At 55.3% G+C, this 25,912-nt stretch carries 17 protein-coding genes, 1 tRNA gene, 3 rRNA genes and 1 riboswitch; of the genes, 15 read left to right on the top strand and 6 right to left on the bottom strand.

Annotation, left to right across the window (positions count from 1 at the left end; translation table 11 throughout):
- Nucleotides 1-76: 76 nt before the first annotated feature.
- Nucleotides 77-190: riboswitch (TPP riboswitch) on the bottom strand.
- 53 nt (nt 191-243) lie between these two features.
- The gene (gene rsd / locus Electrica_RS23925; protein WP_131050654.1) at nt 244-741 is read right to left on the bottom strand and encodes a sigma D regulator; all 498 of its coding nucleotides are present in this window, start codon (nt 739-741) and stop codon (nt 244-246) included.
- Nucleotides 742-834: 93 nt separating this feature from the next.
- Here rsd and nudC point away from each other — a divergent pair, with 93 nt between their 5' ends.
- The 6 genes from nudC (at nt 835) to Electrica_RS23895 (ending at nt 5,190) form a co-directional block, all read left to right on the top strand.
- Nucleotides 835-1,608, top strand: a complete 774-nt coding sequence (gene nudC / locus Electrica_RS23920) for an NAD(+) diphosphatase (RefSeq protein WP_100686230.1) — start codon at nt 835-837, stop codon at nt 1,606-1,608.
- A 39-nt stretch (nt 1,609-1,647) separates the two neighbouring features.
- Nucleotides 1,648-2,712: a uroporphyrinogen decarboxylase gene (gene hemE, locus Electrica_RS23915; protein WP_131050652.1), complete on the top strand. Its 1,065-nt coding sequence runs from the start codon at nt 1,648-1,650 to the stop codon at nt 2,710-2,712.
- Nucleotides 2,713-2,721: 9 nt separating this feature from the next.
- Nucleotides 2,722-3,393, top strand: a complete 672-nt coding sequence (gene nfi / locus Electrica_RS23910) for a deoxyribonuclease V (protein WP_141965642.1) — start codon at nt 2,722-2,724, stop codon at nt 3,391-3,393.
- A gap of 42 nt (nt 3,394-3,435) precedes the next feature.
- Nucleotides 3,436-4,026: a YjaG family protein gene (locus Electrica_RS23905; protein ID WP_004097673.1), complete on the top strand. Its 591-nt coding sequence runs from the start codon at nt 3,436-3,438 to the stop codon at nt 4,024-4,026.
- Between the two features lie 186 nt (nt 4,027-4,212).
- Entirely contained in the window at nt 4,213-4,485 is a 273-nt protein-coding gene (hupA, locus tag Electrica_RS23900) for a nucleoid-associated protein HU-alpha (RefSeq protein WP_004097675.1), read from the top strand.
- Between the two features lie 12 nt (nt 4,486-4,497).
- Complete coding sequence (locus tag Electrica_RS23895; RefSeq protein WP_142255939.1) at nt 4,498-5,190, top strand: DUF1481 domain-containing protein; 693 nt, start codon at nt 4,498-4,500, stop codon at nt 5,188-5,190.
- A gap of 171 nt (nt 5,191-5,361) precedes the next feature.
- Here the strand turns inward: Electrica_RS23895 and purD are convergent, their stop codons facing one another.
- Both purD and purH read right to left on the bottom strand, forming a co-directional pair.
- On the bottom strand, nt 5,362-6,651 hold the full coding sequence (gene purD / locus Electrica_RS23890; RefSeq protein WP_100686226.1) for a phosphoribosylamine--glycine ligase: 1,290 nt from the start codon (nt 6,649-6,651) through the stop codon (nt 5,362-5,364).
- Between the two features lie 15 nt (nt 6,652-6,666).
- Nucleotides 6,667-8,256, bottom strand: a complete 1,590-nt coding sequence (gene purH, locus Electrica_RS23885) for a bifunctional phosphoribosylaminoimidazolecarboxamide formyltransferase/IMP cyclohydrolase (RefSeq protein ID WP_131050650.1) — start codon at nt 8,254-8,256, stop codon at nt 6,667-6,669.
- 621 nt (nt 8,257-8,877) lie between these two features.
- Between purH and Electrica_RS23875 the strand changes: the two genes are divergently transcribed.
- The 4 genes from Electrica_RS23875 to rrf all read left to right on the top strand — a co-directional run bounded on the left by Electrica_RS23875 (nt 8,878) and on the right by rrf (nt 14,020).
- A 16S ribosomal RNA gene (locus Electrica_RS23875) occupies nt 8,878-10,417 on the top strand.
- An 85-nt stretch (nt 10,418-10,502) separates the two neighbouring features.
- Nucleotides 10,503-10,578: transfer RNA gene (locus Electrica_RS23870), tRNA-Glu, on the top strand.
- A 218-nt stretch (nt 10,579-10,796) separates the two neighbouring features.
- Nucleotides 10,797-13,704 (top strand): 23S ribosomal RNA (locus tag Electrica_RS23865).
- A gap of 200 nt (nt 13,705-13,904) precedes the next feature.
- Nucleotides 13,905-14,020 (top strand): 5S ribosomal RNA (gene rrf, locus Electrica_RS23860).
- The 16S, 23S and 5S rRNA genes sit together here with 1 tRNA gene alongside, the layout of an rRNA operon.
- A gap of 99 nt (nt 14,021-14,119) precedes the next feature.
- Here rrf and Electrica_RS23855 read toward each other — a convergent pair.
- The gene (locus Electrica_RS23855; protein WP_131050769.1) at nt 14,120-14,563 is read right to left on the bottom strand and encodes an acetyltransferase; all 444 of its coding nucleotides are present in this window, start codon (nt 14,561-14,563) and stop codon (nt 14,120-14,122) included.
- 155 nt (nt 14,564-14,718) lie between these two features.
- On the opposite strand from Electrica_RS23855, the gene metA reads away from it, so the two are divergent.
- From metA to aceK, 4 genes are all read left to right on the top strand, one after another.
- A complete protein-coding gene (metA, locus tag Electrica_RS23850) occupies nt 14,719-15,648 on the top strand; it encodes a homoserine O-acetyltransferase MetA (protein WP_141965640.1) in 930 nt (309 codons plus the stop codon).
- 260 nt (nt 15,649-15,908) lie between these two features.
- A complete protein-coding gene (gene aceB / locus Electrica_RS23845; RefSeq protein ID WP_131050770.1) occupies nt 15,909-17,510 on the top strand; it encodes a malate synthase A in 1,602 nt (533 codons plus the stop codon).
- A gap of 95 nt (nt 17,511-17,605) precedes the next feature.
- Nucleotides 17,606-18,910, top strand: a complete 1,305-nt coding sequence (gene aceA, locus Electrica_RS23840; RefSeq protein ID WP_142255938.1) for an isocitrate lyase — start codon at nt 17,606-17,608, stop codon at nt 18,908-18,910.
- A gap of 101 nt (nt 18,911-19,011) precedes the next feature.
- On the top strand, nt 19,012-20,754 hold the full coding sequence (gene aceK / locus Electrica_RS23835; protein WP_141965638.1) for a bifunctional isocitrate dehydrogenase kinase/phosphatase: 1,743 nt from the start codon (nt 19,012-19,014) through the stop codon (nt 20,752-20,754).
- Nucleotides 20,755-20,763: 9 nt separating this feature from the next.
- On the opposite strand, the gene Electrica_RS23830 is transcribed toward aceK, so the two are convergent.
- Both Electrica_RS23830 and iclR read right to left on the bottom strand, forming a co-directional pair.
- Entirely contained in the window at nt 20,764-21,168 is a 405-nt protein-coding gene (locus Electrica_RS23830) for an ASCH domain-containing protein (RefSeq protein ID WP_131050778.1), read from the bottom strand.
- A 9-nt stretch (nt 21,169-21,177) separates the two neighbouring features.
- Nucleotides 21,178-22,005 carry a glyoxylate bypass operon transcriptional repressor IclR gene (gene iclR / locus Electrica_RS23825; protein ID WP_100686584.1) on the bottom strand — a complete coding sequence of 276 codons (828 nt, stop codon included), beginning with the start codon at nt 22,003-22,005 and terminating at the stop codon, nt 21,178-21,180.
- 196 nt (nt 22,006-22,201) lie between these two features.
- Between iclR and metH the strand changes: the two genes are divergently transcribed.
- A complete protein-coding gene (gene metH / locus Electrica_RS23820) occupies nt 22,202-25,885 on the top strand; it encodes a methionine synthase (protein ID WP_141965636.1) in 3,684 nt (1,227 codons plus the stop codon).
- Nucleotides 25,886-25,912 lie beyond the last annotated feature (27 nt).

Genomic DNA, 25,912 nt, shown 5'->3' with positions numbered 1-25,912 from the left:
CAGATGAAAAGGAGATGGCTTGTCAGACGACGGATGGAGTAACAGATGCGTTTGGTCCCTGAGGGACGGCCGCTCTTTGCAGTTTACTCTTGTTCCCTTCGCAGGTATTAGCCTGATCAGGTTCCGCGGATCCCGAATTAACGGTCTCAGCCTTTTCCAGTGTGGAAAATAGGCACTCCGACAAGATAACACTCCCTCCGTAGAGGGAGAATGTCTGTAAATTACTCGTTAACGGTTCACAACTCAAGCCGTCGGCGCGATATTGTCGCTGACGTTATCTTTCAGGTTGTACGAAATGGCGAGGGCGATCAGCTTATCTTCCAGCGCAAAGCGGGCTTCCAGCGCTTCGCCGATGTCGGACAGCGCCTGCTGGAACTCAAGATAATTATCGTGATCGATGGCGTTTTCGAGGCAGGAGTCGTAGTCATCCATAATTTGCTGGGTATTGGCTTCCAGCTGCGGATAGAGCCTGGTAACCGCCAAAAGTGGCGTATCACCTTCCATTTCGCCAAGAATGCGTTCATAAATACTAAAATGGCCGGAGGAGAGATAATCCACCAGGCTTTGGCAAAAGTTATCCAGCGCCTTTTCGTTAAGCCGCATAAAGGATTCTTTTCCCGGTTTCAGGCCAACCAGCTTGTAGTAAGCGACGAGCAAATGCTTACGTACATGCAGCCAGCGATCGACCAGTTCATTACTGCCTCCAACACGTTCCGTCAGGTTTTCCAGCTGGTTTAACATGGTTGACTCCGCAAGATTAAGAAAATAACGTTGCTCACCAGAATGTAAATATAATGTTAAAATTGCCAGTAAAACGAAGGTAGTGCAATAGATATGGATCGTATTATTGAAAAATTAGATAGCGGCTGGTGGATAGTCAGTCACGAACAGAAATTATGGTTACCCGACGGGGAATTACCACATGGCGAAGCGGTAAATTTCAATCTTGTCGGCCAGCACGCGCTGCATATTGGCGAATGGCAAGGCGACGCGGTGTGGATGGTGTGCCAGGATCGTCGGCATGATATGGGATCGTTGCGGCAGTTATTGGATCAGGAACCGGGGCTGTTTCAGCTGGCGGGGCGCGGGATTCAGCTCGCCGAATTTTACCGCTCGCATAAATTCTGCGGTTACTGCGGGCATCCAATGCATCCGAGCAAAACCGAATGGGCGATGCTCTGCAGCCACTGCCGCGAACGTTATTACCCGCAAATCGCGCCCTGCATGATCGTGGCGATTCGCCGGGACGATTCTATCTTGCTGGCGCAGCATACCCGCCATCGTAATGGCATACATACGGTGCTGGCCGGGTTTGTCGAAGTGGGAGAGACCCTTGAGGAGGCGGTTGCCCGCGAGGTCATGGAAGAGTGCGGTCTGAAGGTGAAAAATCTGCGCTATGTGACCTCCCAGCCGTGGCCGTTCCCGCAGTCGCTGATGACCGCATTTATGGCGGAATATGACAGCGGCGACATTGTTATCGATGAAAAAGAGCTGCTGCAGGCTGGCTGGTATCGCTATGACGATTTACCGCTGCTGCCGCCGCCGGGTACCGTAGCGCGCCGCCTGATAGAAGACACCGTGGCAATGTGTCGGGCTGACGAGGAATGACGTGATACAATAACGGCCTGACGCTTAAGGAACTGCAAAATGACCGAACTGAAGAACGATCGTTATCTGCGTGCGCTGCTGCGCCAACCCGTTGATGTGACCCCGGTGTGGATGATGCGCCAGGCGGGCCGCTATTTACCGGAGTACAAAGCCACTCGCGCCCAGGCCGGCGATTTTATGTCGCTGTGCAAAAACGCCGAGCTGGCCTGCGAAGTCACATTGCAGCCGCTGCGCCGCTATAAACTGGATGCAGCTATCCTCTTCTCGGACATTTTGACCATCCCGGACGCAATGGGGCTGGGGCTCTATTTTGAAACTGGCGAAGGTCCCCGTTTCACCTCGACGATTACCGGTAAGGCCGATGTCGACAAACTGCCGGTGCCCGATCCGGAAGATGAGCTCGGCTACGTGATGAATGCCGTGCGGACGATTCGCCGCGAATTAAAAGGCGAGGTTCCGCTAATTGGCTTCTCCGGCAGCCCGTGGACGCTGGCGACCTATATGGTTGAAGGCGGGAGCAGCAAGGCGTTTACCGTGATCAAGAAAATGATGTATGCCGACCCGCAGGCGCTGCATGCGCTGCTCGAAAAGCTGGCCAAAAGCGTCACCCTGTACCTGAACGCCCAAATCAAAGCGGGCGCCCAGTCGGTGATGATTTTCGATACCTGGGGTGGCGTGCTGACCGGCCGCGATTATCAGCAGTTCTCGCTGTACTACATGCACAAAATCGTTGATGGCCTGCTGCGCGAAAACGAAGGCCGCCGCGTCCCGGTGACGTTATTCACCAAAGGCGGCGGACAGTGGCTGGAAGCGATGGCCGAAACCGGCTGCGATGCGTTGGGTCTCGACTGGACCACCGATATCGCCGACGCGCGTCGTCGGGTCGGTCACAAAGTGGCGCTGCAGGGCAATATGGATCCTTCCATGCTGTATGCGCCTGCTGGCCGTATTGAAGAGGAAGTCGCGACCATACTGGCCGGTTTTGGTCAGGGAGAAGGCCATGTCTTCAACCTCGGTCATGGCATCCATCAGGATGTGAACCCTGAACACGCCGGCGTATTTGTGGAAGCGGTGCACCGGCTGTCGGCACAATACCATCGCTAAGGAGCGAGTATGGATCTGGCGTCGCTACGCCAACGGCAGCAGGAGCTGGCCGCATCGGTGATTCGTGAGGATCGGCTGGATCGCGATCCTCCCCGGCTGATCGGCGGTGCGGACGTTGGCTTCGAGCAAGAAGGAGAAGTGACGCGGGCGGCTATTGTGCTGCTCGCCTGGCCCTCTCTGGAACTGGTTGAATATCAGGTGGCGCGAGTGGCCACCACCATGCCGTATATCCCCGGTTTTCTCTCCTTTCGTGAAACGCCCGCTTTGCTGGCAGCGTGGCAGCAGCTTGCACAAAAACCGGATCTGCTCTTTGTCGATGGCCACGGGATTTCCCATCCCCGGCGTCTGGGCGTCGCCAGCCATTTTGGCCTGCTGGTGGATGTCCCGACCATCGGGGTGGCCAAAAAACGCCTGTGCGGTCAGTTTACGCTGCCCGGCGATGAGCCGGGAGCGCTGGCGCCGCTGATAGATAAAAACGAGCAGCTGGCGTGGGTCTGGCGCAGCAAAGCGCGCTGCAATCCGCTGTTTGTCAGCACCGGCCATCGGGTGGCTCTCGATAGCGCGCTGACATGGGTTCAGCGCTGCATCAAGGGCTACCGCTTGCCGGAGCCTACGCGCTGGGCCGATGCGGTTGCCTCGCGGCGTCCGGCATTTGTGCGTTGGCAAGCAAATCACTGCTGATTCAGGTACACTGCGGCTAATTTCTGACTTCGAGAATTCATCATGTTACAAAACCCGATTCATCTGCGCCTGGAGAAGCTGGAAAGCTGGCAGCACGTCACCTTTATGGCCTGTTTGTGCGAGCGCATGTACCCCAATTACGCGATGTTCTGCCAGCAAACCGAATTTGCCGACGGCCAGCTGTATCGTCGTATCCTCGATCTGATTTGGGAAACCCTGACCGTCAAGGATGCGAAGGTGAATTTCGATAGCCAACTGGAAAAACTGGAAGAGGCAATTCCGGCTGCCGACGACTATGATTTGTACGGCGTGTATCCGGCTATCGACGCCTGCGTTGCTCTGAGTGAACTGATTCATTCGCGTCTGAGCGGAGAAACGCTTGAGCATGCCATTGAGGTGAGCAAGAGCTCGATCACCACCGTCGCGATGCTGGAAATGACCCAGGCGGGTCGCGAAATGACCGACGAAGAGCTCAAAGAGAACCCGGCGGTTGAGCAAGAATGGGATATTCAGTGGGAAATTTTCCGCCTGCTGGCCGACTGTGAAGAACGCGATATCGAACTGATCAAAGGGCTGCGCGCAGACCTTCGTGAAGCCGGCGAGAGCAATATTGGTATAAATTTTCAGCAGTGAGACCAGAAAACGTGATTTACCGCCTGAATTGTAGCGTCTGAAGGCTTCCATTCCGCCCCCCGTCTGGTCTACATTTGGAGGGCGAAAAAAAGTGGCTATCGGTGCGTGTATGCAGGAGAGTGCTTTTCAGGCATTTCCGTCGCACTCGGTGCTTAGCAAGCGATAAACACATTGTAAGGATAACTTATGAACAAGACTCAACTGATTGATGTAATTGCGGACAAAGCTGACCTGTCCAAAGCACAGGCAAAAGCTGCCCTGGAATCTACCCTGGCTGCAATTACTGAGTCTCTGAAAGAAGGTGATGCTGTTCAACTGGTTGGTTTCGGTACCTTCAAAGTGAACCACCGCGCTGAGCGTACTGGCCGCAACCCGCAGACCGGTAACGAAATCAAAATTGCCGCTGCTAACGTGCCGGCATTTGTTTCTGGTAAAGCGCTGAAAGACGCCGTTAAGTAAGACTGCGTGGCAGTGTACAGTTTTAACGAAGGGGCCTTAAAGCCCCTTTTGTCTATCTGGCGTCGCGTATTGATGCTGGCTGGCGTCGTGCTGATCTCTGCCTGTAGCCATGACTCTTCTGTCCCACCTTTTACCGCCAGCGGGTATGCGGACAACCAGGGCGCGATGCGTATCTGGCGTCTGGATTCCAACGGCGAAGTGCATCTGCTTGCCGCCTTCAGCCCGTGGCGTCACGGCAATACTTCAACCAGCGAATACCGCTGGCAGGGTGACCGACTCACGCTTATCGAACTCAATGTCTACGGCAAACCGACGGAACACATTCGCGCCCGTTTTGATGACCAGGGCGAGCTGAGCTTTATGCAGCGCGAAGTGGACGGACAAAAACAACAGCTTTCCAGCGATCAGGTGGCGCTTTACCGCTACCGGGCAACGCAAATTCGCCAGACCAGCGACGCCTTGCGGCAAGGACGCGTTGTTCTGCGTCAGGGACGCTGGCATGCCAACCACACCGTGACGACCTGTGAAGGGCAAACCGTGAAGCCGGATCTGGATGCCCGGGCCTTAGCTCACATTGAACGCCGCCAGAATCACTCTTCCGTTGAGGTGAGCGTGGCGTGGCTGGAAGCCTCAGAGGGCGCTCAGCTTTTGCTGGTGGCCAACGAAGATTTCTGTACCTGGCAGCCGCAGGAAAAAACCTTCTGACGTTCTGTCAAAGAGGCTTTGCGCACCCGGCGCCTGTTCTTCTCCATACGTTAGCTCTGAGGCGCCTGACCGCATGCGCTCCGCAACATGATGGCGGACGATAAAAAAAACGGGCGACTCCAGAATGAAGCCGCCCGTCAATAAGGCCTGTTATGAGGTCACGCTCAAGCGCTAGCGTTGCTCGCGGGCGATTGCGCGCCAGCCAATATCGCTACGGCTGAAGCTACCTTCCCAATGAATACCGGTCAGGAGTTCGTAGGCGCGCTGCTGCGCCTGGGCCACGGTGTCACCCAATGCCGTCACGCACAGTACGCGGCCGCCATTCGTCACCACGCGCTGGTCATCGGTAAGCTTCGTCCCGGCATGGAAGACCTTGCCATCCACAGCTTCTTGCTGCGGCAGGCCGAAGATTTCGTCGCCGGTGGCGTAGTTGCCCGGATAGCCGCCTGCGGCGACCACGATACCCAGCGAGGCGCGATCGTCCCACTCGGAGGTTTTCTCATCCAGTTTTCCGTCGCAGGCGGCGAGGCACAGCTCCACCATGTCGGATTTCATACGCAGCATAATGGGCTGCGTTTCCGGATCGCCGAAACGGCAGTTGAACTCGATAACTTTTGGATTGCCCTGTTTGTCGATCATCAGACCGGCGTACAGGAACCCGGTATAGGTATTGCCTTCCGCCGCCATACCTTTGACCGTTGGCCAAATGATGCGATCCATGGTGCGCTGATGAACCTCATCGGTGACCACCGGGGCGGGTGAATAGGCGCCCATACCACCGGTGTTCGGACCGGTATCGCCATTACCTACGCGTTTGTGGTCCTGGCTGGTGGCCATCGGCAGAACGTGCTCGCCGTCGACCATGACGATAAAGCTGGCTTCTTCGCCGTCGAGGAACTCTTCGATCACGATCCGATGGCCCGCGTCGCCAAAGGCGTTGCCGGCCAGCATATCCTGAACCGCCTCTTCCGCTTCTTGCAGCGTCATCGCGACAATCACGCCTTTACCGGCTGCCAGACCGTCCGCCTTGATAACAATCGGCGCACCTTTTTCGCGCAGATAGGCCAGCGCAGGTTCGACTTCGGTGAAGTTCTGATATTCCGCGGTCGGAATGTTATGCCGCGCGAGGAAATCTTTGGTAAAGGCTTTTGAACCTTCCAGCTGGGCGGCGCCTTCGGTCGGGCCGAAGATTTTCAGGCCCGCGGCGCGGAACGCATCGACAATGCCAATCACCAGCGGCGCTTCCGGACCGACGATGGTCAGATCGATCTTTTCGCGCTGGGCAAAGTCCAGCAGCGCCGGAATATCGGTCACGCCGATATTGACGTTTTGCAGCGCGGGTTCCAGAGCGGTGCCGGCGTTACCCGGCGCCACGTAGACGGTGTCGACCAGCGGAGACTGTGCCGCTTTCCATCCCAGCGCGTGCTCGCGGCCGCCGTTGCCAATCACTAATACTTTCATGTTCTGCTCCGTGAATTAATGGCGGAAGTGGCGCATGTCGGTGAAGATCATCGCAATACCGTGTTCGTCGGCTGCGGCAATCACTTCATCGTCGCGGATAGAACCGCCAGGTTGGATCACGCAGGTTACACCAACCGCCGCAGCCGCATCGATACCGTCACGGAACGGGAAGAAGGCATCGGAGGCCATTGCCGAACCTTTGACTTCCAGACCTTCGTCACCGGCTTTAATCCCGGCGATTTTGGCAGAGTAAACGCGGCTCATCTGACCCGCGCCGATGCCGATAGTCATATTCTCTTTGGCGTAAACAATGGCGTTGGATTTCACGAACTTCGCCACTTTCCAGCAGAACAGCGCATCACGCAGTTCTTGTTCCGTCGGCTGGCGTTTGCTTACTACGCGCAGTTCACCGGCGCTGACCATGCCCAGATCGCGATCCTGAACCAGCAGGCCGCCGTTAACGCGTTTGAAATCGAGGCCTGGAACGCGTGCCGCCCACTCGCCGCAGGTCAGAACGCGGACGTTCTGTTTGGCCGCCGTTATCTTCAGGGCCTCTTCGCTGGCGGATGGCGCAATGATCACTTCAACAAACTGACGGGAAATGATGGCCTGCGCGGTTTCTGCATCCAGCTCGCGGTTGAAGGCGATAATGCCGCCGAATGCGGAGGTCGGGTCGGTTTTGTAGGCACGATCGTAAGCATCCAGAATTGAGGAGCTGACCGCAACGCCGCATGGGTTGGCGTGTTTAACAATCACGCAGGCCGGTTCGCTGAACTCTTTCACACACTCCAGCGCCGCATCGGTATCGGCGATGTTGTTATAAGAAAGGGCTTTGCCCTGAACCTGAGTAGCGGTCGCAACCGACGCTTCTTTAATTTCTTCTTCTATATAGAAGGCAGCCTGCTGATGGCTGTTCTCGCCGTAGCGCATATCCTGCTTCTTAATAAAGTTCAGGTTCAGCGTACGCGGGAAGCGGCCGGAGGCTTCCTGAGTCTCACCGTGATAGGCCGGAACCATGCTGCCGAAGTAGTTGGCAATCATGCTGTCGTAGGCGGCGGTGTGCTCGAAAGCTTTAATGGCGAGATCGAAGCGGGTTTCCAGAGTCAGGGAACCGTCATTCGCATCCATCTCTTTAATAATGGCGTTGTAGTCATGGCTCTTCACGACGATAGCCACGTCTTTATGGTTCTTGGCCGCGGAGCGCACCATTGTCGGGCCGCCGATATCGATGTTTTCCACCGCATCTTCCAGCGAGCAACCTTCGCGGGCGACGGTCTGGGCGAACGGATAAAGGTTAACAACAACCATATCGATAGGAGAGATAGCGTGCTGGGCCATGATCTCGTCATCCTGGCCGCGACGGCCGAGAATGCCGCCGTGTACTTTTGGATGCAGGGTCTTAACGCGTCCATCCATCATTTCCGGGAAACCGGTGTAGTCAGAGACTTCGGTTACCGGCAGGCCTTTCTCAGCCAGCAGGCGTGCGGTACCACCCGTAGACAGTAGCTCAACACCACGAGCGGAAAGAGCCTGCGCGAATTCGACGATACCGGCCTTGTCAGAAACACTGAGCAGAGCGCGGCGGACTGGACGACGTTGTTGCATGGTATTAAATCCCCAGGATTTGAACATTACAGAGAGCGTTAGGTGAATTTTTGTCTAAAAACTCACCTGACGCACCCCACCGGGCATCCTTGTCATAGCGCGGCATTGTAACGAAAACGTTTGCGCAACGCTCGCGAATTTTTATCTTTCTCTTTTTTGCCGCTCTCTTCTTTATATAGAAGGGGCTTTTGCTGGGCTTTATGCGCTAACAAGCGGTACGGTCTGTGGATAATTCTGTGTGTAACAGGGTATAAAGCGGGGTTTTGCTGGGGAATGCAGCAGTCAGTCATTTTTCTGCAATTTTTCTATTGCGGGCGTTCGAGAACTCCCTATAATGCGCCTCCATCGACACGGAACAACGGCAGACAAGCCGCCGGGTTGAAAGAGAAAACTTCTGAAAAATGAGGTTGACTCTGAAAGAGGAAAGCGCGTAATATACGCCACCTCGCGACAGAGCGCTAAGCGCCGTCGCAACTGCTCTTTAACAATTTATCAGACAATCTGTGTGGGCACTCAAAGTGACATGGATTCTTAACGTCCTCGGACGAAAAATGAATACCAAGTCTCAGTGAGTGAACATACGTAATTCATTACGAAGTTTAATTCATGAGCATCAAACTTAAATTGAAGAGTTTGATCATGGCTCAGATTGAACGCTGGCGGCAGGCCTAACACATGCAAGTCGAACGGTAGCACAGAGAGCTTGCTCTCGGGTGACGAGTGGCGGACGGGTGAGTAATGTCTGGGAAACTGCCTGATGGAGGGGGATAACTACTGGAAACGGTAGCTAATACCGCATAACGTCGCAAGACCAAAGTGGGGGACCTTCGGGCCTCATGCCATCAGATGTGCCCAGATGGGATTAGCTAGTAGGTGGGGTAACGGCTCACCTAGGCGACGATCCCTAGCTGGTCTGAGAGGATGACCAGCCACACTGGAACTGAGACACGGTCCAGACTCCTACGGGAGGCAGCAGTGGGGAATATTGCACAATGGGCGCAAGCCTGATGCAGCCATGCCGCGTGTATGAAGAAGGCCTTCGGGTTGTAAAGTACTTTCAGCGAGGAGGAAGGCGGTGAGGTTAATAACCTCATCGATTGACGTTACTCGCAGAAGAAGCACCGGCTAACTCCGTGCCAGCAGCCGCGGTAATACGGAGGGTGCAAGCGTTAATCGGAATTACTGGGCGTAAAGCGCACGCAGGCGGTCTGTTAAGTCAGATGTGAAATCCCCGGGCTCAACCTGGGAACTGCATTTGAAACTGGCAGGCTTGAGTCTTGTAGAGGGGGGTAGAATTCCAGGTGTAGCGGTGAAATGCGTAGAGATCTGGAGGAATACCGGTGGCGAAGGCGGCCCCCTGGACAAAGACTGACGCTCAGGTGCGAAAGCGTGGGGAGCAAACAGGATTAGATACCCTGGTAGTCCACGCTGTAAACGATGTCGACTTGGAGGTTGTTCCCTTGAGGAGTGGCTTCCGGAGCTAACGCGTTAAGTCGACCGCCTGGGGAGTACGGCCGCAAGGTTAAAACTCAAATGAATTGACGGGGGCCCGCACAAGCGGTGGAGCATGTGGTTTAATTCGATGCAACGCGAAGAACCTTACCTACTCTTGACATCCAGAGAACTTAGCAGAGATGCTTTGGTGCCTTCGGGAACTCTGAGACAGGTGCTGCATGGCTGTCGTCAGCTCGTGTTGTGAAATGTTGGGTTAAGTCCCGCAACGAGCGCAACCCTTATCCTTTGTTGCCAGCGATTTGGTCGGGAACTCAAAGGAGACTGCCAGTGATAAACTGGAGGAAGGTGGGGATGACGTCAAGTCATCATGGCCCTTACGAGTAGGGCTACACACGTGCTACAATGGCATATACAAAGAGAAGCGACCTCGCGAGAGCAAGCGGACCTCATAAAGTATGTCGTAGTCCGGATTGGAGTCTGCAACTCGACTCCATGAAGTCGGAATCGCTAGTAATCGTAGATCAGAATGCTACGGTGAATACGTTCCCGGGCCTTGTACACACCGCCCGTCACACCATGGGAGTGGGTTGCAAAAGAAGTAGGTAGCTTAACCTTCGGGAGGGCGCTTACCACTTTGTGATTCATGACTGGGGTGAAGTCGTAACAAGGTAACCGTAGGGGAACCTGCGGTTGGATCACCTCCTTACCTGAAAGAACCTGCCTTTGTAGTGCTCACACAGATTGTCTGATGAAAAGTAAAAAGCAAGGCGTCTTGCGATTGAGACTTCAGTGTCCCCTTCGTCTAGAGGCCCAGGACACCGCCCTTTCACGGCGGTAACAGGGGTTCGAATCCCCTAGGGGACGCCACTTGCTGGTTTGTGTGAGTGAAAGTCGCCGACCTCAGTATCTCAAAACTCATCTTCGGATGACGTTTGAGATATTTGCTCTTTAAAAATCTGGATCAAGCTGAAAATTGAAACGACACACTGTTCCCTTTCTCCGTAATAAGAAAGGAAAAGCGGTGTGTCCGAGTCTCTCAAATTTTCGCAACACGAACCGTTTTACGAAACAGTTTCGGGTTGTGAGGTTAAGCGACTAAGCGTACACGGTGGATGCCCTGGCAGTCAGAGGCGATGAAGGACGTGCTAATCTGCGATAAGCGTCGGTAAGGTGATATGAACCGTTATAGCCGGCGATTTCCGAATGGGGAAACCCAGTGTGATTCGTCACACTATCGTTAAGTGAATACATAGCTTAACGAAGCGAACCGGGGGAACTGAAACATCTAAGTACCCCGAGGAAAAGAAATCAACCGAGATTCCCCCAGTAGCGGCGAGCGAACGGGGAGCAGCCCAGAACCTGAATCAGTTTGTGTGTTAGTGGAAGCGTCTGGAAAGTCGCAGGGTACAGGGTGATACTCCCGTACACTAAAATGCACAGGCTGTGAGTTCGAAGAGTAGGGCGGGACACGTGGTATCCTGTCTGAATATGGGGGGACCATCCTCCAAGGCTAAATACTCCTGACTGACCGATAGTGAACCAGTACCGTGAGGGAAAGGCGAAAAGAACCCCGGCGAGGGGAGTGAAAAAGAACCTGAAACCGTGTACGTACAAGCAGTGGGAGCCTCTTTATGGGGTGACTGCGTACCTTTTGTATAATGGGTCAGCGACTTATATTCTGTAGCAAGGTTAACCGAATAGGGGAGCCGCAGGGAAACCGAGTCTTAACTGGGCGTTAAGTTGCAGGGTATAGACCCGAAACCCGGTGATCTAGCCATGGGCAGGTTGAAGGTTGGGTAACACTAACTGGAGGACCGAACCGACTAATGTTGAAAAATTAGCGGATGACTTGTGGCTGGGGGTGAAAGGCCAATCAAACCGGGAGATAGCTGGTTCTCCCCGAAAGCTATTTAGGTAGCGCCTCGTGAACTCATCTTCGGGGGTAGAGCACTGTTTCGGCTAGGGGGTCATCCCGACTTACCAACCCGATGCAAACTACGAATACCGAAGAATGTTATCACGGGAGACACACGGCGGGTGCTAACGTCCGTCGTGAAGAGGGAAACAACCCAGACCGCCAGCTAAGGTCCCAAAGTCATGGTTAAGTGGGAAACGATGTGGGAAGGCACAGACAGCCAGGATGTTGGCTTAGAAGCAGCCATCATTTAAAGAAAGCGTAATAGCTCACTGGTCGAGTCGGCCTGCGCGGAAGATGTAACGGGGCTAAACCATGCACCGAAGCTGCGGCAGCGACGCGTATGCGTTGTTGGGTAGGGGAGCGTTCTGTAAGCCGTTGAAGGTGGCCTGTGAGGGTTGCTGGAGGTATCAGAAGTGCGAATGCTGACATAAGTAACGATAAAGCGGGTGAAAAGCCCGCTCGCCGGAAGACCAAGGGTTCCTGTCCAACGTTAATCGGGGCAGGGTGAGTCGACCCCTAAGGCGAGGCCGAAAGGCGTAGTCGATGGGAAACAGGTTAATATTCCTGTACTCGGTGTTACTGCGAAGGGGGGACGGAGAAGGCTATGTTGGCCGGGCGACGGTTGTCCCGGTTTAAGCATGTAGGCGGAACGATTAGGTAAATCCGGTCGTTTATTCAACGCTGAGGTGTGATGACGAGGCACTACGGTGCTGAAGTGACAAATGCCCTGCTTCCAGGAAAAGCCTCTAAGCATCAGGTAACATCAAATCGTACCCCAAACCGACACAGGTGGTCAGGTAGAGAATACCAAGGCGCTTGAGAGAACTCGGGTGAAGGAACTAGGCAAAATGGTGCCGTAACTTCGGGAGAAGGCACGCTGATGGTAAGTGAAGTGACTTGCTCATGGAGCTGAACTCAGTCGAAGATACCAGCTGGCTGCAACTGTTTATTAAAAACACAGCACTGTGCAAACACGAAAGTGGACGTATACGGTGTGACGCCTGCCCGGTGCCGGAAGGTTAATTGATGGGGTTATCCGTAAGGAGAAGCTCTTGATCGAAGCCCCGGTAAACGGCGGCCGTAACTATAACGGTCCTAAGGTAGCGAAATTCCTTGTCGGGTAAGTTCCGACCTGCACGAATGGCGTAATGATGGCCAGGCTGTCTCCACCCGAGACTCAGTGAAATTGAACTCGCTGTGAAGATGCAGTGTACCCGCGGCAAGACGGAAAGACCCCGTGAACCTTTACTATAGCTTGACACTGAACACTGGTCCTTGATGTGTAGGATAGGTGGGAGGCTTTGAAGTGTGGACGCCAGTCTGCATGGAGCCGACCTTGAAATACCACCCTTTAATGGCTGGTGTTCTAACGTAGACCCGTCATCCGGGTTGCGGACAGTGTCTGGTGGGTAGTTTGACTGGGGCGGTCTCCTCCCAAAGAGTAACGGAGGAGCACGAAGGTTAGCTAATCCTGGTCGGACATCAGGAGGTTAGTGCAATGGCATAAGCTAGCTTGACTGCGAGCGTGACGGCGCGAGCAGGTGCGAAAGCAGGTCATAGTGATCCGGTGGTTCTGAATGGAAGGGCCATCGCTCAACGGATAAAAGGTACTCCGGGGATAACAGGCTGATACCGCCCAAGAGTTCATATCGACGGCGGTGTTTGGCACCTCGATGTCGGCTCATCACATCCTGGGGCTGAAGTAGGTCCCAAGGGTATGGCTGTTCGCCATTTAAAGTGGTACGCGAGCTGGGTTTAGAACGTCGTGAGACAGTTCGGTCCCTATCTGCCGTGGGCGCTGGAGAATTGAGGGGGGCTGCTCCTAGTACGAGAGGACCGGAGTGGACGCATCACTGGTGTTCGGGTTGTCATGCCAATGGCATTGCCCGGTAGCTAAATGCGGAAGAGATAAGTGCTGAAAGCATCTAAGCACGAAACTTGCCCCGAGATGAGTTCTCCCTGACTCTTTGAGAGTCCTGAAGGAACGTTGAAGACGACGACGTTGATAGGTCGGGTGTGTAAGCGTAGCGATACGTTGAGCTAACCGATACTAATGAACCGTGAGGCTTAACCTTACAACGCCGAAGCTGTTTTGGCGAAGAGACGAGATTGATTTTCAGCTTAGATTACAGATTAGCGAAAACGAAAGATTTTGCGCTGAGGCAAGGCGGCAAGCGAAGTAAAGGAAGGAGCATACAGGAGTATGTGACTGAGTTTACGAGCGAAGGCAACGCAGCATCAGAGTAAAAGATTCGTTTTGAGCACCAAGAATTTGCCTGGCGGCACTAGCGCGGTGGTCCCACCTGACCCCATGCCGAACTCAGAAGTGAAACGCCGTAGCGCCGATGGTAGTGTGGGGTCTCCCCATGTGAGAGTAGGGAACTGCCAGGCATCAAATAAAGCAGAAGGCCCGGTCGAAAGACCGGGCCTTTTGTTTATCTGCGGTTTATGGCGAAAGCAGCCCGTCCTCACGGACGGGCTTTCTGCGTTTTAACGCCCGGCATAACGCAAATGAAGCAGCGGATAGGGCCGCCCATGGTCGTCATGATCGGAGCGTCCGCTCACCACAAACCCCATATTCGCGTAAAACCCTACCGCCTGAGCATTCTGCTCATTCACATCGGTTGTGAGTCCCGGAATCCATTCCAGAGCATACCTGACTAACTGGCGACCCACGCCCATACCGCGAAAGTCAGGATCAACAAAAAGGGCTTCCAGATGCTGTTCGGAAAGCAGCATCAATGCGCAGGGCTTGTCCTCACGGGTGGCCGCAACCCATAGCGGCGCCCGGGGAAAAAACTCACACACCTGGCGCTCAATTTCCTTTCGGTCCTGCTGTGAAAGAAAATGATGCGTCGCATCAACGGAACGACGCCAGATTTCAATCAGTTGTTCGCTCTCATCACTACGCGAACGGCGAATCACTATACTCATGATATATCCTTGCGATTAACCACAGTATTCTATCCTGGAGATGGTTGAAACTTTCTCACCTTCCGCTTGCAGACTCGACATTTTCATTATTCCTGGTTATTGTTAGCTGTCTGGATGTCTAAACGTTTATACGTATGCTATGAGGTAATCAAGTTATGCCGATTCGGGTGCAGGACGAGCTACCAGCCGTCAATTTCTTGCGTGGTGAGAACGTCTTTGTGATGACGACTACGCGTGCAACAACTCAGGAAATTCGTCCGCTGAAGGTGCTTATCCTTAACCTGATGCCGAAAAAAATCGAAACGGAGAATCAGTTCCTGCGCCTGCTGTCGAACTCTCCGCTACAGCTTGATATCCAGCTCCTGCGTATCGATGCGCGTGAATCCCGCAATACGCCAAGTGAACACCTGAATAACTTCTACTGCAACTTCGACGATATTTGCGACCAGAACTTTGACGGTCTGATCGTCACCGGCGCGCCGCTGGGTCTGGTCGAATTTAACGATGTTGCCTACTGGCCGCAGATCAAACAGGTGCTGGAGTGGGCGAAAGATCACGTCACCTCTACGCTTTTTGTTTGTTGGGCGGTACAGGCCGCACTCAATATCCTGTACGGCATTCCTAAGCAGACCCGGGCAGAAAAAATTTCCGGCGTGTATGAGCATCATATTCTGCATCCTCACGCGCTGCTGACCCGTGGTTTTGATGACTCTTTCCTTGCCCCGCACTCTCGCTATGCGGATTTCCCGGCGGCGCTGATTCGCGATTACACCGATTTAGAGATCCTGGCAGAAACGGAAGAGGGTGATGCCTACCTGTTTGCCAGCAAAGATAAGCGTATTGCCTTTGTGACCGGCCACCCGGAATACGACGCCCACACCCTGGCCAGCGAATTTTTCCGCGATGTGGAAGCCGGTCTGAGCCCGGACATTCCGTATAATTATTTTCCGCAAAACGATCCGCAAAACAAACCGCGAGCCACCTGGCGCAGCCATGGCAATCTGCTGTTTGCAAACTGGCTTAACTATTACGTCTACCAGATCACTCCATACGATCTGCGGGATATGAATCCGACTTTGGATTAATCCTCCAGATAACGCGATCCTAAAGCGTTTCAGCATTTTGCCTCTGGCACCTTCGGGTGCCTTTTTTGTTTCCGAAATTCAACTCACTCTGAAAAATAACTTTAATTTCAATTTAATCAGCATGTTGCAATTTAATTAAATTAAAAATGGAAATTGTTTTTGATTTTGTAATTTTATTGAGTAGTCTTAATTGTGTTGAGCGAAAACCAGACAACGATCGTTCACTCGCGCCACCTGGATCAACCAATAGGAGCTACAAAATGACGCAACAGGCGACAATGACTGACGAACTGGCCTTCAGCCGGCCATATGGCGAGCAGGAGAAGCAGATTTTAACGCCTGAGGCGGTGGAGTTTCTGACGGAACTGGTGAGCCGCTTCACGCCTGAGCGCAATAAACTACTGGCGGCACGTATTCAGCAACAGCAGGCGATTGACGCCGGAAGACTGCCTGATTTTATTTCGGAAACTGCTTCCATTAGAAATGGCGACTGGACGATTCGCGGTATTCCCGCCGATTTACAGGATCGTCGGGTGGAAATCACCGGGCCGGTAGAGCGTAAAATGGTGATTAACGCCCTCAATGCCAACGTGAAAGTCTTTATGGCAGATTTTGAAGACTCGCTGGCGCCGGACTGGAACAAAGTTATTGATGGCCAGATTAACCTGCGCGATGCGGTGAATGGCACCATCAGCTACACCAATGAAGCCGGAAAGATTTACCAGCTGAAGCCCGATCCGGCGGTACTGGTATGCCGCGTACGCGGCCTGCATCTGCCAGAAAAACATGTTACGTGGCGCGGCGAATCGATTCCCGGCAGCCTGTTTGATTTCGCGCTCTATTTTTTCCACAACTACCAAAAGCTGCTGGCAAAAGGCAGCGGTCCTTACTTCTACCTGCCGAAAACTCAGGCCTGGCAGGAAGCGGCATGGTGGAGCGATGTCTTCAGCTACACCGAAGACCGCTTTGAACTGCCGCGCGGCACGATCAAGGCCACGCTGTTAATTGAAACACTGCCAGCGGTGTTCCAGATGGATGAAATTCTGCATGCGCTGCGGGACCATATCGTGGGCCTGAACTGCGGGCGCTGGGATTACATTTTCAGCTATATCAAAACGTTAAAAAACCATGGCGACCGCGTCTTACCCGACCGCCAGGTTGTCACCATGGATAAACCGTTCCTCAGCGCCTATTCGCGTCTGTTGATTAAGACCTGCCATAAACGCGGCGCGTTCGCGATGGGGGGGATGGCGGCATTTATCCCCAGCAAAGATGCTGAGCGTAACCGCCAGGTCCTCGCGAAAGTCACCGCCGATAAAGAACTGGAGGCGAAAAACGGCCACGACGGTACCTGGGTCGCGCATCCGGGGCTGGCGGATACCGCCATGGCGGTTTTCAACCAGCTATTGGGCGAACGTCCCAACCAGCTGTACGTCAGCCGGGAAGAAGATGCGCCGATAACCGCCGAACAGCTGCTGGCGCCCTGTGAGGGCGAACGCACAGAAGCAGGGATGCGCGCCAATATTCGCGTCGCGGTGCAGTACATCGAAGCCTGGATCTCCGGCAATGGCTGCGTCCCGATTTACGGTCTGATGGAAGATGCGGCGACCGCCGAAATTTCGCGAACCTCCATCTGGCAATGGATTCACCATCAGAAAACCCTCAGTGACGGCACACCGGTCACCAAGACGCTGTTCCGTCAGTGGCTGGCGGAAGAACTGATGGTGATTCAGGAGGAGCTTGGCGAACACCGCTACAGCAGCGGGCGTTTTGACGATGCCGCGCGCCTGATGGAACAGATCACCACCTCAGAGGAGTTAATCGACTTCCTGACGCTGCCGGGCTACCGCCTGCTGGCGTAATCAGCGGGCAATTTTGTTTGTCTTTTTGGCCGCGGCCAAATTGCTTTCACCGATAACGCCTGGGAAGCCAGGAGCACACAATGGAGCATCTGCACATGAAAACCCGTACCCAACAAATCGAAGAATTAAACAAAGAGTGGACGCAACCGCGTTGGGAAGGCATTACCCGCCCCTATAGCGCAGAGGACGTGGTGAAATTGCGCGGCTCGGTCAATCCGGAATGCACGCTGGCGCAGCTGGGGGCGGCCAAAATGTGGCGACTGCTGCATGGCGACGCGAAAAAAGGCTACATCAACAGCCTCGGCGCATTGACGGGCGGGCAGGCATTGCAGCAGGCGAAGGCCGGGATCGAGGCGATTTATCTCTCCGGCTGGCAGGTGGCGGCGGATGCCAACCTCGCCTCCAGCATGTACCCGGATCAATCGCTGTATCCGGCAAACTCGGTCCCTGCGGTGGTTGATCGGATCAACAACACCTTCCGCCGCGCGGATCAGATCCAGTGGTCGGCGGGGATTGAAGCGGGCGATCCGCGCTATACCGACTATTTCCTGCCGATCGTGGCGGATGCCGAGGCGGGTTTTGGCGGCGTGCTTAACGCGTTCGAGCTGATGAAATCGATGATTGAAGCCGGTGCAGCGGCCGTTCATTTTGAAGATCAGCTGGCATCGGTGAAGAAGTGCGGCCATATGGGCGGCAAAGTGCTGGTGCCGACGCAGGAAGCCATTCAGAAGCTGGTCGCTGCGCGCCTGGCCGCGGATGTGATGGGCGTGCCGACGCTGGTGATTGCGCGAACGGATGCCGATGCGGCCGATCTGATTACCTCCGACTGCGATCCTTACGATCGCGAGTTTGTCACCGGCGAACGTACCAGCGAAGGGTTTTTCCGTACCCATGCCGGTATCGAACAGGCGATCAGTCGCGGTCTGGCCTATGCGCCGTACGCGGATCTGGTGTGGTGTGAAACCTCGAAACCCGATCTGGAGCAGGCACGCCGCTTTGCGGAGTCGATTCACGCGCGTTTCCCGGGCAAACTGCTGGCCTACAACTGTTCGCCGTCGTTCAACTGGAAGAAAAATCTTGATGACAACACCATCGCCCACTTCCAGCAGGCGCTGTCTGATATGGGTTACAAATACCAGTTCATCACGCTGGCGGGGATCCACAGCATGTGGTTCAACATGTTCGACCTGGCCCATGCCTATGCGCAGGGTGAAGGTATGAAGCACTACGTTGAGAAAGTGCAGCAGCCAGAGTTTGCCGCGGCTAAAGATGGCTACACTTTTGTCTCTCATCAGCAGGAAGTGGGCACCGGCTACTTCGATAAGGTGACCACCATTATTCAGGGCGGAACGTCATCGGTCACGGCGTTGACCGGTTCAACGGAAGAAGAGCAGTTCTGATTGCTGCCCGGTGGCGCTGAGCTTACCGGGCCTACGCAAGCGGTAGGCCGGATAAGCGAAGGCGCCATCCGGCATGAGCGGATGCCGGATGGGGAAAAGCGATGACGCGTGGCCTGGAATTATTGATTGCACAAACGATTTTGCAGGGTTTCGACGCGCAGTACGGGCGTTTTCTGGAAGTCACTTCAGGCGCGCAGCAGCGCTTTGAACATGCCGACTGGCATGCGGTTCAGCAGGCCATGAAGCAGCGAATTCACCTTTATGATCATCACGTCGGGCTGGTGGTGGAACAGCTGCGCTGTATTACCGGAGGTAAAAGTACCGACGCGGATTTTTTGCTGCGGGTGAAAGAGCATTACACGCACCTGCTGCCGGATTACCCTCGCTTTGAGATTGCAGAGAGCTTTTTTAATTCTGTCTATTGCCGGTTGTTTGACCACCGCTCGTTAACACCCGAGCGGCTTTTTATTTTCAGTTCTCAGCCGGAGCGCAGCTTCCGTTCACTGCCCCGGCCGCTGGCGAAAAACTTCTTCCCCGATCGCGGCTGGGAGACGCTGTTAAGCAAGGTTCTCTCCGACTTACCCCTGCGTCTGCCGTGGCAAAATAAGGCGCGCGATATCGGCTACATTAGCGCCAGTCTGCAGGAAGCGCTGGGAAGCGAGATGTTGTCCCGCTCCCACCTGCAGATTGCGAACGAACTCTTTTACCGCAATAAAGCCGCCTGGCTGGTGGGTAAGCTGGTGACGCCGGTGGCAACCCTGCCGTTTCTGCTGCCTGTTCATCGCAGCGAGGAGGGCGAGCTGTTTATTGACACCTGTCTGACGACCCACGCCGAAGCGAGCATCGTGTTTGGCTTCGCCCGCTCTTATTTTATGGTCTACGCGCCGCTGCCCGGTGCGCTGGTTGAGTGGCTGCGCGATATTCTGCCGGGTAAAACCACCGCCGAACTGTATATGGCGATTGGCTGCCAGAAGCATGCGAAGACGGAAAGCTATCGCGAATACCTGCAGTATATTGCCCGCAGCGATGAGCAATTTATTGAGGCGCCTGGCATCCGCGGCATGGTGATGCTGGTCTTTACTCTGCCGGGATTTGATCGGGTATTTAAGGTGATCAAAGACCGCTTTGCGCCGCAAAAGGAGATGACTGCGGCCCATGTCCGCGCCTGCTATCAGCTGGTAAAAGAACATGACCGCGTCGGGAGAATGGCCGATACCCAGGAGTTTGAAAACTTCGTGCTGGAAAAACGGCAGATTGCCCCGGCGCTGATGGCGCTACTGCAGACGGAGGCCGGCGCAAAAATTACCGATCTGGGCGATCGCCTTGTCATCAGCCATCTCTATATCGAACGGCGGATGGTGCCGCTGAATCTCTGGCTGGAGCAGGTGAATGGCCAGGCGCTGCGCGATGCGGTGGAGGAGTATGGCAACGCCATCCGCCAGCTTGCCGCCGCCAATATCTTCCCCGGCGATATGCTGTTTAAAAATTTCGGCGTGACCCGCCATGGCCGGGTGGTGTTCTATGATTACGATGAAATTTGCTACATGACCGAAGTGAATTTCCGCGACATTCCGCCGCCGCGCTACCCGGAAGATGAGCTGGCGAGCGAACCGTGGTACAGCGTGTCGCCGGGAGATGTCTTCCCGGAAGAGTTTCGTCACTGGCTGTGCGCCGATCCGCGCATCGGGCCGCTGTTTGAAGAGATGCACGCCGATCTGCTGCGGGCAGACTACTGGCGAGAGCTGCAGACGCGAATCCGCCGCGGGCATGTGGAGGATGTCTATGCCTACCGTCGCCGTCAGCGTTTTTGCGTGCGCTATGGCGCGTTGCAGCAGGCGGGGTAGGCGTACTGTTCAGGCCGCCTCGATCACGGCAAACTCTTCGTACACCAGCTCCATATCCGGCGCCCAGGTGCCCTCTCGTTCAAAGAAGGCCCGATGTGCCGATTGCCAGTAAGCCAGGCTCAAATCGCCTTCGCCTTCCAGCGCGGCGAGCTCCGGGCTCATGTCGTTAAAACGGATGAGCCTGAGCGCCAGGGTGCGTATCACGCATACACCTTTTCCTTTGCCGTCCAGCACAATGTGATATGTCCCTGGCGTCACGGGCGGCTGCTCTTGCTGATAGCTGGCAAGCGAGCCGCAGGTGCCTCGCTTTTTCCCGGCGACGACCAGGGCCGCCAGTTCGTCGGCCAGCTCAGGTGAGTCGCCGAAAGACCAGCAGAAAGCAGAAGGGTATTTATCCTGCCAGTATGATTTCAGATCGCTCATTTAGCGCATTCCGCCGTAGGCCAGGGTCACTTCTTTCGCCGCTTTAATCACCAGCGCCCCCAGTTCGGTGACGCGATCGTCGGTCATCCGGGAAATCGGCCCGGAAATAGAGATGGCGGCAAACGGCTCGCGGTGTTCGTCATAAATACAGGAGGCGACGCAGCGTAAACCGAGGGCATGTTCTTCATCATCAAAAGAATAGCCGCGCTTGCGCGTCTGGGCTAAATCCTCTTTCAGATGGACCGGGGAGACCAGCGTGGCGTGAGTATAAGCATGCAGCCCTTTGCGGTGCAGCAGACCGGTGACCTGCTCTTCGCTGAGCTGCGACAGGAACGCTTTACCCGCGCCGGAAGCGTGCATCGGGAGTTTGCCGCCGATCGGCGCCGACATGCGCATCAGCTGCGTACACTGCACTTGATCAATAATAATCGCCTGGTGATCGCTGTGATCGAGCACCGCCAGATTGACCGTTTCGCCGGAGTCTTCCATCAGCTGGCGCAGGATCGGGTGGACGATCGCCAGCAGATTGCGGCTTTGCAGAAAGCTGCTGCCGACCACAAAAGCATGTGCGCCCACGGACCAGTGGCCGAGTTCACCAACCTGGCGGACAAAGCCCAACTGCTGCATGGTCGTCAGCAGACGATGGGTGGTGGAGTTGGGCAGCCCGGCCTGCTGAGCCAGTTCGGTCAGTGCCACGCTACTGTGCGATTCAGCAATCCATTCAAGCAATTTTAATCCGCGGGTAAGCGACTGAACCTGGCCGCCAGCCTGAGGGGCGGCGGGCGTCGCGGGTTTTCTGCCGCGCTTAGCGGGAACGGGAGTGGCCATCGCTGATTCCTTTTTTCTGTATCGTGGAAATAGTTTTCGTTTTATTCGCCGAATTTGCAATCACTACCGGACTGATCGGATGAGTGAAGCTGAACATGTCTCATATTGCCCGTCGTTCTCTTTTCCGCCTTGGTGCTTTATGCCAGTATGGTCCGTTAAGTTTTTTCGGTCTGGTTGAGCGTTGTCGGGAGCGAGTGTGAGCAGCAAAGTTGAACAACTGCATCAGCAGTTAAAAAAACGTATTTTGGTTCTGGATGGGGGCATGGGCACCATGATCCAGGGCTATCGTCTGAGTGAAGAGGACTTCCGCGGCGCACGCTTTGCCGACTGGCCATGCGATCTGAAGGGCAATAACGATCTGCTGGTGCTCAGTAAGCCGGATGTGATAACCGCTATCCACGACGCCTACTTTGCGGCGGGGGCGGATATCATTGAAACCAACACCTTTAACTCGACGACTATCGCGATGGCGGATTACCAGATGGAATCCCTGTCGGCGGAAATCAACTTTGTCGCCGCAAAGCTGGCGCGCGCCTGCGCCGATGAGTGGACCGCCCGCACGCCGGAAAAACCGCGCTACGTTGCCGGTGTTCTTGGCCCGACCAACCGCACCGCCTCTATTTCCCCGGATGTTAACGACCCGGCCTACCGCAATATTACCTTTGATGGGCTGGTGGAGGCTTACCGCGAGTCGACCAAAGCGCTGGTGGAAGGGGGCGTTGATCTGATTCTGATCGAGACCGTGTTCGATACCCTGAACGCCAAAGCGGCGATCTTCGCCGTGAAAGAGGAGTTTGAGGCGCTGGGCGTTGAACTGCCGATCATGATCTCCGGCACCATCACCGATGCCTCCGGGCGTACGCTCTCCGGGCAAACCACGGAAGCGTTTTATAACTCCCTGCGTCATGCCGATGCGCTCACCTTCGGCCTCAACTGCGCGCTGGGGCCAGATGAGCTGCGCCAGTACGTGCAGGAACTGTCGCGCATTGCCGAATGCTACGTGACTGCGCACCCCAATGCCGGGCTGCCAAACGCCTTTGGCGAATACGATCTCGATGCTGACACCATGGCGGCGCAGATTCGCGAATGGGCGGAGTCCGGCTTCCTGAACGTGGTTGGCGGCTGCTGCGGTACCACGCCGGAACACATTAAAGCGATGAGCGATGCAGTCGCTGGCCTGGCCCCGCGCCAGTTGCCGGAGATCCCGGTCGCCTGTCGCCTTGCTGGCCTGGAGCCGTTGAATATCGGTGACGACAGCCTGTTTGTGAACGTCGGTGAACGCACCAACGTGACCGGCTCAGCGAAATTCAAGCGCCTGATTAAAGAAGAAAAATATAACGAAGCGCTGGACGTCGCCCGTCAGCAGGTGGAAAGCGGCGCGCAGATTATCGATATCAACATGGATGAGGGGATGCTCGACGCCGAAGCGGCGATGGTGCGTTTCCTGAATCTGATTGCCGGCGAGCCTGATATCGCCCGGGTACCGATTATGATCGACTCCTCGAAATGGGACGTCATCGAAAAGGGGCTAAAGTGCATTCAGGGCAAAGGTATCGTCAACTCCATCTCGATGAAAGAGGGCGTAGAGGCCTTCGTTGAGCATGCGAAGAAGGTGCGTCGTTACGGCGCTGCCGTGGTGGTGATGGCCTTTGATGAAGTCGGGCAGGCGGATACCCGCACGCGCAAAATCGAAATTTGCCGCCGGGCGTACAAGATTCTGACCGAAGAGGTGGGTTTCCCGCCGGAAGATATTATTTTTGACCCCAATATCTTCGCCGTCGCTACCGGTATTGAAGAGCACAACAACTATGCGCAGGATTTTATCGGCGCCTGTGAAGATATTAAACGCGAGCTGCCGCATGCGCTGATTTCCGGCGGTGTCTCCAACGTCTCTTTCTCGTTCCGCGGTAATGACCCGGTGCGTGAAGCCATCCACGCGGTGTTCCTCTATTACGCCATCCGCAACGGCATGGATATGGGGATTGTGAACGCCGGTCAGCTGGCGATTTACGACGATCTACCGGTGGAACTGCGCGATGCGGTCGAAGACGTGATCCTCAACCGCCGTGACGACGGTACCGAGCGTCTGCTGGATCTGGCGGAAAAATACCGCGGCAGTAAAACGGACGACTCCGCCAACGCCCAGCAGGCGGAATGGCGTAGCTGGGACGTGAAAAAACGGCTGGAATATTCGCTGGTAAAAGGCATTACCGAGTTTATCGAGCTGGATACCGAAGAGGCGCGCCAGCAGGCCGCGCGTCCGATAGAAGTGATTGAAGGTCCGCTGATGGACGGCATGAACGTGGTCGGCGATCTGTTCGGCGAAGGTAAGATGTTCCTGCCACAGGTGGTGAAGTCGGCCCGCGTGATGAAACAGGCGGTGGCCTATCTGGAGCCGCATATCGAAGCCAGCAAGGAAAAAGGCTCCAGCAACGGCAAGATGGTTATTGCGACCGTGAAAGGCGATGTCCACGACATCGGTAAAAATATCGTTGGCGTGGTGCTGCAGTGCAATAACTACGAAATTATCGATCTTGGCGTGATGGTGCCGGCGGATAAAATCCTCAAAACCGCCCGCGAAGTGAATGCCGACCTGATTGGCCTCTCCGGGCTGATTACCCCGTCGCTGGACGAAATGGTCAACGTAGCGAAAGAGATGGAACGTCAGGGCTTTACGATTCCGCTGCTGATTGGTGGAGCCACGACGTCGAAGGCCCATACGGCGGTCAAAATCGAGCAGAATTATAGCGGTCCGACGGTCTACGTGCAGAACGCCTCGCGTACCGTGGGCGTGGTCTCGGCTCTGCTCTCCGACATCCAGCACGATGAGTTTGTTGCGCGCACGCGTCGCGAGTACGAAACCGTGCGTATCCAGCACGCCCGTAAGAAGCCGCGCACGCCGCCGGTCACATTACAGGCCGCCCGTGAAAACGATCTGGCCTTTGACTGGGCCAGCTATACGCCGCCGGTTGCTCATCGTCTGGGGGTGCAGAGCGTTGAAGCCAGCATCGAAACCCTGCGCAACTATATCGACTGGACGCCCTTCTTCATGACCTGGTCGCTGGCCGGCAAATACCCGCGCATCCTCGAAGACGAGGTGGTGGGCGAAGAAGCGAAGCGCCTGTTCCACGATGCTAATGAGATGCTGGATACGCTCAGCGCTGAGAAGACGCTGAATCCGCGCGGCGTGGTGGGGTTATTCCCGGCCAACCGGGTGGGGGATGATATTGAAATCTATCGCGATGAAACCCGCACCCATGTGCTGACGGTCAGCCACCATCTGCGTCAGCAGACGGAGAAAGTCGGCTTTGCCAACTACTGCCTTGCCGATTTTGTGGCACCGAAGCTCAGCGGCAAAGCGGACTACCTCGGCGCGTTTGCGGTCACCGGCGGGCTGGAAGAGGACGCGCTGGCGGAAGCGTTTGAGGCGCAGCACGATGATTACAACAAGATCATGGTCAAAGCCATCGCCGACCGTCTGGCCGAAGCGTTTGCCGAATACCTGCATGAACGCGTGCGTAAGGTCTACTGGGGCTATGCGGCAAATGAGAACCTCAGCAACGAGGATCTCATCCGCGAAAACTACCAGGGGATTCGTCCGGCGCCGGGCTACCCGGCCTGCCCGGAGCACACGGAAAAAGCGGTGATCTGGGAACTGCTGGATGTCGAGGAGCAAACCGGCATGAAGCTGACCGAGTCATTCGCCATGTGGCCGGGCGCATCGGTTTCCGGCTGGTACTTCAGCCATCCGGACAGCAAGTATTACGCGGTGGCGCAAATTCAGCGCGATCAGGTGGAAGATTATGCCCGGCGTAAAGGGATGACACCTGCGGAAGTGGAACGCTGGCTGGCGCCAAACCTGGGATATGACGCGGACTAGAATGCGACCTGTCACAAATCCGTCATC

Origin of the sequence: Klebsiella electrica, assembly GCF_006711645.1 — a bacterium.
Lineage (GTDB): Bacteria > Pseudomonadota > Gammaproteobacteria > Enterobacterales > Enterobacteriaceae > Klebsiella > Klebsiella electrica.
The sequence above is the reverse complement of the archived record's forward strand: the minus strand, read 5'-3'. Positions and strand labels throughout refer to the sequence as shown.

Bases quoted from the DNA above. Each gene is read 5' to 3' on its own strand.
- rsd (WP_131050654.1), bottom strand. From the start codon at position 741: ATGTTAAACCAGCTGGAAAACCTGACGGAACGTGTTGGAGGCAGTAAT.
- nudC (WP_100686230.1), top strand. From the start codon at position 835: ATGGATCGTATTATTGAAAAATTAGATAGCGGCTGGTGGATAGTCAGT.
- hemE (WP_131050652.1), top strand. From the start codon at position 1,648: ATGACCGAACTGAAGAACGATCGTTATCTGCGTGCGCTGCTGCGCCAA.
- nfi (WP_141965642.1), top strand. From the start codon at position 2,722: ATGGATCTGGCGTCGCTACGCCAACGGCAGCAGGAGCTGGCCGCATCG.
- Electrica_RS23905 (WP_004097673.1), top strand. From the start codon at position 3,436: ATGTTACAAAACCCGATTCATCTGCGCCTGGAGAAGCTGGAAAGCTGG.
- hupA (WP_004097675.1), top strand. From the start codon at position 4,213: ATGAACAAGACTCAACTGATTGATGTAATTGCGGACAAAGCTGACCTG.
- purD (WP_100686226.1), bottom strand. From the start codon at position 6,651: ATGAAAGTATTAGTGATTGGCAACGGCGGCCGCGAGCACGCGCTGGGA.
- purH (WP_131050650.1), bottom strand. From the start codon at position 8,256: ATGCAACAACGTCGTCCAGTCCGCCGCGCTCTGCTCAGTGTTTCTGAC.
- Electrica_RS23855 (WP_131050769.1), bottom strand. From the start codon at position 14,563: ATGAGTATAGTGATTCGCCGTTCGCGTAGTGATGAGAGCGAACAACTG.
- metA (WP_141965640.1), top strand. From the start codon at position 14,719: ATGCCGATTCGGGTGCAGGACGAGCTACCAGCCGTCAATTTCTTGCGT.
- aceB (WP_131050770.1), top strand. From the start codon at position 15,909: ATGACGCAACAGGCGACAATGACTGACGAACTGGCCTTCAGCCGGCCA.
- aceA (WP_142255938.1), top strand. From the start codon at position 17,606: ATGAAAACCCGTACCCAACAAATCGAAGAATTAAACAAAGAGTGGACG.
- aceK (WP_141965638.1), top strand. From the start codon at position 19,012: ATGACGCGTGGCCTGGAATTATTGATTGCACAAACGATTTTGCAGGGT.
- iclR (WP_100686584.1), bottom strand. From the start codon at position 22,005: ATGGCCACTCCCGTTCCCGCTAAGCGCGGCAGAAAACCCGCGACGCCC.